The organism is Paucisalibacillus globulus DSM 18846, from assembly GCF_000482485.1.
GTDB classification, from domain to species: Bacteria; Bacillota; Bacilli; order Bacillales; family Amphibacillaceae; genus Ornithinibacillus; species Ornithinibacillus globulus.
Map to the genome: position 1 here is coordinate 190268 of NZ_KI519437.1, position 6281 is coordinate 196548.

At 36.3% G+C, this 6281-nt stretch carries 6 protein-coding genes; 4 read left to right on the forward strand and 2 right to left on the reverse strand.

Translation table 11 applies throughout. From position 1 onward, the window contains the following. The first annotated feature begins 7 nt into the window (after positions 1-7). Both K332_RS0116350 and K332_RS0116355 read left to right on the forward strand, forming a co-directional pair. Positions 8-466 carry a DinB family protein gene (locus K332_RS0116350; RefSeq protein ID WP_026908435.1) on the forward strand — a complete coding sequence of 153 codons (459 nt, stop codon included), beginning with the start codon at positions 8-10 and terminating at the stop codon, positions 464-466. A 14-nt stretch (positions 467-480) separates the two neighbouring features. Beyond that, a complete protein-coding gene (locus K332_RS0116355) occupies positions 481-1320 on the forward strand; it encodes an alpha/beta fold hydrolase (RefSeq protein WP_245604739.1) in 840 nt (279 codons plus the stop codon). A 49-nt stretch (positions 1321-1369) separates the two neighbouring features. On the opposite strand, the gene K332_RS0116360 is transcribed toward K332_RS0116355, so the two are convergent. Beyond that, the gene (locus K332_RS0116360; protein WP_026908437.1) at positions 1370-3085 is read right to left on the reverse strand and encodes an ABC transporter ATP-binding protein; all 1716 of its coding nucleotides are present in this window, start codon (positions 3083-3085) and stop codon (positions 1370-1372) included. A gap of 226 nt (positions 3086-3311) precedes the next feature. On the opposite strand from K332_RS0116360, the gene K332_RS0116365 reads away from it, so the two are divergent. Then, the gene (locus tag K332_RS0116365) at positions 3312-3686 is read left to right on the forward strand and encodes a DoxX family protein (RefSeq protein ID WP_026908438.1); all 375 of its coding nucleotides are present in this window, start codon (positions 3312-3314) and stop codon (positions 3684-3686) included. Between the two features lie 262 nt (positions 3687-3948). Here the strand turns inward: K332_RS0116365 and K332_RS0116370 are convergent, their stop codons facing one another. Continuing rightward, on the reverse strand, positions 3949-5139 hold the full coding sequence (locus K332_RS0116370; RefSeq protein WP_026908439.1) for a S1C family serine protease: 1191 nt from the start codon (positions 5137-5139) through the stop codon (positions 3949-3951). Between the two features lie 165 nt (positions 5140-5304). Between K332_RS0116370 and K332_RS0116375 the strand changes: the two genes are divergently transcribed. Next, complete coding sequence (locus K332_RS0116375) at positions 5305-6207, forward strand: nuclease-related domain-containing protein (protein WP_026908440.1); 903 nt, start codon at positions 5305-5307, stop codon at positions 6205-6207. Positions 6208-6281 lie beyond the last annotated feature (74 nt).

Below are 6281 nucleotides of genomic sequence, written 5' to 3' on the forward strand. Positions count from 1 at the left end.
TCACATTATGTATAAATTTTTTCAATACAACTGGCAAGTGCGTGATGATTGGTTCAGTTGGTGTGAACAATTACCTGTAGAAGAACTTTTAAAGTTGCGCACAGGGGGAGTTGGAAATATCCTTCATACTCTACTACATATTATGGATGTTGAATATAGTTGGATTCGGGCTATACAGAGAAAACAGGATATTGGTATTGATTATAATAAGTATCATTCTATCAACGTAGTGAGAGATTTATCCAATCATTATCGAGATGAAATTAATGATTTCTTCTCAGGTGACAATATTCGTTCTAATCAAGTGGTAACGGCACCATGGATGGAGGGGGAATTTACCCAACAAGAAATACTTCATCACATCATTGCCCATGAAATTCACCATATTGGACAATTGTCTATTTGGGCAAGAGAGTTGGACTTAAAACCAGTCTCAGCAAATGTTATCTTTCGAGGTTTGTTTTAAATAGGGGGATGGGAATGGATATGAACTTTAAGACGAGTGATGGTACTTCTTTATTTTTAGAGAGAGAAGGGAATGGAGTACCGTGTGTTTATCTTCATGGTGGTCCGGGATATTGGAGTAAGTCTTTTAAGTATTATGTTGGTGGACTGCTTTCTGAGGAAATGGAAATGATTTATTTCGACCAACGAGGTTGTGGTCGATCGGAAGCATCAAGTAATAGTGACTATTCACTTGAAAGGTTACTTCAGGATTTGGAAGAGATCCGTATTTATTTAGGAATCGAACAATGGTATGTAATGGGGCATTCTTTTGGAGGATTACTTGCGGTTAATTATGCCGACCGTTTTCCAGAACGTATAAAGGGGTTAATATTATCCAATATTACACTCGATATGAAAGAATCATTTGGGTGTCAGATTAGGAAAGGCAGGAAGTTATTGGGGTTAGAACCTTTAGATTTCCCTATACATGACGTTTCTAAGCTATTGGATTCTTTTTATCAAACAGTTCAACAGCTTCTGGAAAAAGATTTATTTTATAGACTGCAGTTTCGATCTTTACTAGATAAGGAAAAATTGGATGAAATTGATATGGAATTCCAAGCCAAATCTGGTTTTCAGTCCTATATCTTTTCATCTGAATCATATTTTCAAGATTTCAGAGAGCTTACATCTGCAGTTTCTGTTCCAGTATTAGTATTGTCCGGGAAATACGATTATGCGATAGGTCCTACACATCAAGAAAGTTTTCAATTCAAACAAGCTGTTTATAAGGTCTTGGGTAGTGGACATCATCCATATATCGAAAATCCTGAGGTGTTTAAGAAAGTAGTTTGTGAATTTATCTATTCATAGATAAAGAAAGAAGATTTGCCCCCGCTTGGAGACAAATCTTCTTTTCTACCTATTGCATTTGTACCTTATGCAAGTTCGCAAAGATACCGTTTCTTCTTAGCAATTCTTCATGACTTCCTTCTTCTTCAATTCCTTTTTTCGTCACGACCATAATACGATCGGCATTTCGAATCGTCGCAAGTCGGTGAGCGATAATAATCGTTGTCCGGTCCTTAGCTAACTCATTTAATGCTTGTTGAATAATCATTTCCGTTTCCGTATCGAGTGCTGACGTTGCTTCATCCAAAATTAAGATTGGTGGATTTTTCAAGAACATCCTTGCAATCGCAATACGTTGCTTTTGACCACCGGAAAGCTTAAGTCCACGTTCTCCAACCTGTGTTTCATAGCCGTCAGGTAATTCATTTATAAATTCTTCCATATGGGCTCTTCTTGCAGCTTGGTGAATTTCCTCTTCCGTTGCGTCTAACTTTCCATAGGCAATATTTTCACGAAGCGTTCCAGTGAATAAGAACACATCCTGTTGCACAATTCCTATATGCTCCCGTAAGGACCTTTTCGTCATGTCACGAATATCAATGCCATCAATGGTGATTTGTCCACTGTCTACATCATAGAAACGTGGGATTAAAGAAGATATCGTTGTTTTCCCCGCACCAGATGGGCCAACAAAGGCAACTGTTTCTCCAGCATTAATATTAAAGCTCATTGCTTTTACAACTGGGCCCTGTGTCTTTTCATAGCCAAATGTTACTTTATGGAAGGAAACAAATCCCTGCAAGTCTTTTACTGTTTGTGCATTCTTTCTATCCTGTACATCCGGAACAGTGTCGAGAATTTCTGTGAATCGTTTAAATCCAGCCATTCCTTTTGGATACATTTCAAGAAGTGCACTAATTTTGTTAATCGGATTAAAAAGTACGTTGGTAAACAGGATAAAACTTACTAATTCCCCAGTAGTCATCCGATTATTAAAGGTTAACCACGCTCCATAGACTAGAACAATTAAAACGATAAGGCGCATCATCATGTATATATTAGAATGAACAAATGCCATTACCTTATATGCTCCTACTTTAGCTTTTCTAAAGCTATAGTTATCCTTTGTAAAACGTTCCATTTCAAAGTCTTCATTTGTAAAAGATTGTACTACGCGAACGCCGGATACAGCATCTTCCACTCGACCATTAACTTCTGCGATTTCCTCATACATGGATTTCCAAGCTTTATTCATTTTTATATTACTAAATGTAATAAGCCAAATTAGGATTGGTACGATAATCAAAATAATCATGGTTAGTTGGAAGTTAATATTAAACATTAAACCAAATGCACCAACAAATGTCATAATCGCAATAAACAAATCCTCTGGACCATGATGGGCAAATTCCCCGATATCAAATAAGTCATTTGTTATTCTACTCATAATATGCCCAGTCTTAGTATTATCAAAAAATCGGAACGACTGTCTTTGTGTATGCTGGAACAGGTCCTGACGCATATCTGTTTCAATATTTACTCCTAATTTATGTCCCCAGTAAGTTACCACATATTGCATAAACGTACTTACCAAATACACAGCTAATAGTGAAACACTGACTAGCACAATTAAGCTCCAATTTTCAGTTGGTAACAACCGATCAATAAATTCCTGTACAGCAATTGGAAAAGCCAATTCTAATATTGCTACAAAGACTGCACAGGTAAAATCAATAATAAAAAGCCTTTTATGAGGCTTATAGTAAGAAAAAAAACGCCTTAACATGAACTGCACTTCCTTCTGTAATCAATAAACGCCCTATATTCAGCGTTTCTCAAATTTGTCCCTTTTTATACTATACATTTTTGTTTAAAAGAAAGAAAATATTTCGTTTAATATTTCTAAATATTTATCTCCCTTTTTTAGGATGCTTGTCAAGATTGTCCTCTTTTCTGCATACATATTAGGGAACATCATTAGATGGCAGGAGGAGATTATCATTAGGTTGAACATGAATATGGGAACTTGGCTTTGCTATGCTGTTGGATATGTTTTTATTACATCTGGGATTTTAAAGCTACTTTTAACAGATTCCATGGGCTTCCGATCACACTTTCACGAACATGGTGTGCCATTTGCAGAATCCACACTTTTTCTTGTAGCTATTGTGGAAATCGGATGCGGTGCACTAATTGCCGCTGGAATGTATGTAAAAAAGGCGACGATTCCATTACTGGTCATTATGGCTGGTGCGATTTATTATTCAAAACTACCAATTCTTATAACTCAAGGATTTCTAGTATTTGTTTTTAATGCTCGTCTTGATATTGTGGTCATTATTCTATTACTATTATTATTTAAACATGTACCCGGAAAGAAGTTTTAAATCATTTTTAGATATTAACAGATTATCAACTGTTTCCTTAATGGTTATCCACATTTTTATCCACATATGCACAAACGTTCGTAGCTATTTTGTGTTTTCGATTTAATTCGACACAAAATATAGATTCCTGGTAATTTTATATACACAAATTGTGAATAACTTTTTGAAAATGGGGATAAGTTGTGGGTCTTTATACTTTGATACTATTTTCTTAGTTGTGAATAAAAAACTGCACCAATACATCTCAGGTGCAGTTTTCCTCTTATCGTTGGACGCCTAATATTAAAGTAGTTGTTCTTTTTTCACCATTATGATAGTACGTTAATGCAACCTCATCGCCAATATCCTTTTCCTGATATAAAATTTTTCTCAAATCAATCATGTTCATAATCTGCTTTCCATCCAGGTGTGTGATGACATCTAATCTATCTAGTCCAGCCTTATCTGCAGGAGATAACGGATCCACACTCCAAACGTATACACCGCCATTTACATCCTTAGGTAAGTATAACGTTTCCTCCCACTCCAGACGAGGAACTTCCTCAAGTGAATAAATTTCCACCCCTAGATAAGGACGCTTAACCTGCCCGGTTTTTTCTAGCTCATCAATTATTGGCCTTGCTGAATCAACAGGTATCGAGAATCCAATTCCTTCAACAGCTTCCTGATTAATTTTCATTGAGTTTATACCAATAAGTTGCGCATCCATATTGATAAGTGCACCGCCACTATTTCCAGGATTAATTGCTGCATCTGTCTGAATTACCTCCGCCTGCCAATCCGCTCTCCCGTCAAAATTAAAGTCCTGTGGTATGGTGCGCTGGGTGCCACTAATAATTCCTTGCGTTACAGAACCGGAAAACATATGCCCTAATGGATTCCCAATCGCAATAACTGGCTCACCCACCTTTAGATTTTCTGAGCTTCCCATTTCAATGGTTCTGTTTATTCCGCTGCCATCAACCCTTAGTACTGCCAAGTCAGAAAACAAATCTGTCCCAAGCAGCCTCGCCTCAAGTACCGTATCATCATTTAGAAGCACTTCAATTTCATCTGCTCCTTCAATAACATGGTGGTTCGTAACAACATATGCATGGCGGTTATCCTTCTTATAAATTACTCCAGAGCCAGTTCCCGCTTCACTATCTTCCTGCTGCTCCAAGAAGTCCGCACGATGCTGAATATTGGTTATCCCAACTACTGTGGGCGACACAACACTCACAATTTCCGTTATTCGTGTCGATACATCAAGAGAAACTACTTGCTGTGTATTTGAGTCATTGGAATTGTTTCTGGTGAGATTGTTTTTCGCTTGTTCATTCATTTCAAAAAACCTTGGAACAGTAATAATCACTAACAAAGCACCAATAACAATCCCCAATACTAATGGAATCCAACTTCTCCCCTTTTTCCGATTAGGATTTGGAGGATAATTTTGATTATAATAGCCCATATGTATAAATGCTCCTTTTTATTATGTAGGATTATTATGTTCTTTTTTGTTTGGATTAAACATTTTGGTTATGGAGCTATTTTTATAATATTTTTGCAATTTATTTTGATATATTATAGAGTGTTAGTAGAATTGCTATATTAAGAAAGGAAGGGACCATGTTAAATGGAATACAAACAAAGGACAAAACCTACAGAGTTAGAAATATTAGGGATTTTAGACGCTCGAATGGAATTGTCGGAAAAAGATCAGCAGCATTATGTTAATTTGAAGAAAGGCTATGAAGGGGAACTAGCATTTGATGAATTAACCCGAAAACTGACATGTGATTGTCTGGTATTAAATGATTTATTGCTACAAGTTGGTAGTACCACATTCCAAATTGATACGTTAATAATTGCTGACATGATATACCTATTCGATGTCAAAAATCATGAAGGGGATTACTATTACGATAAGGATAGAATATATACGAAAACAAACTACGAAATTTCAAATCCAATTAATCAGATTACTCGAACGGAATCACTTCTCCGTCAATTACTCCAACCACTAGGAATTCCCACTCAAATTAATTCCTCAGTAGTATTTATTAACTCAGAATTCACCCTATACCATGCTCCAATCGATAAACCATTTATTTTACCAACCCAAGTTAATCGGTACATTAGAAAACTTAATAAGGTCAACTCTCGAATTACCAACAATCATAAAGCACTTGCTGATAAGTTGGTATCCCTTCATTTGACAAAATCACCTTTTATGCAGTTGCCAAAGTATGAGTATGGTGAGTTGAGGAAGGGTGTGGTTTGTCGGGGGTGTGGATCTCGCAAAATGTTCATTAAATGGACGAACTGTATTTGTAAGAACTGCGAAGCTATAGAAGGATTAGAAGATGTTATATTGCGTAACATTAGAGAATTTAGACTACTTTTTCCTAATGATAAACTTACTACACATTCAATTTATAATTGGTGTGGGGAAATAGCTTCAATGAAAACAATTTCGAGAATACTTGAGATTAATTTTAAAACTGTAGGTGCTAGAAGATGGACATATTACAAGTAAACTAGATCTATTAGACTGAGTTGCGGATTTTCCGGGAACTCTGTCCTTTAGAACCGTTCTATTAGACTGAGTTG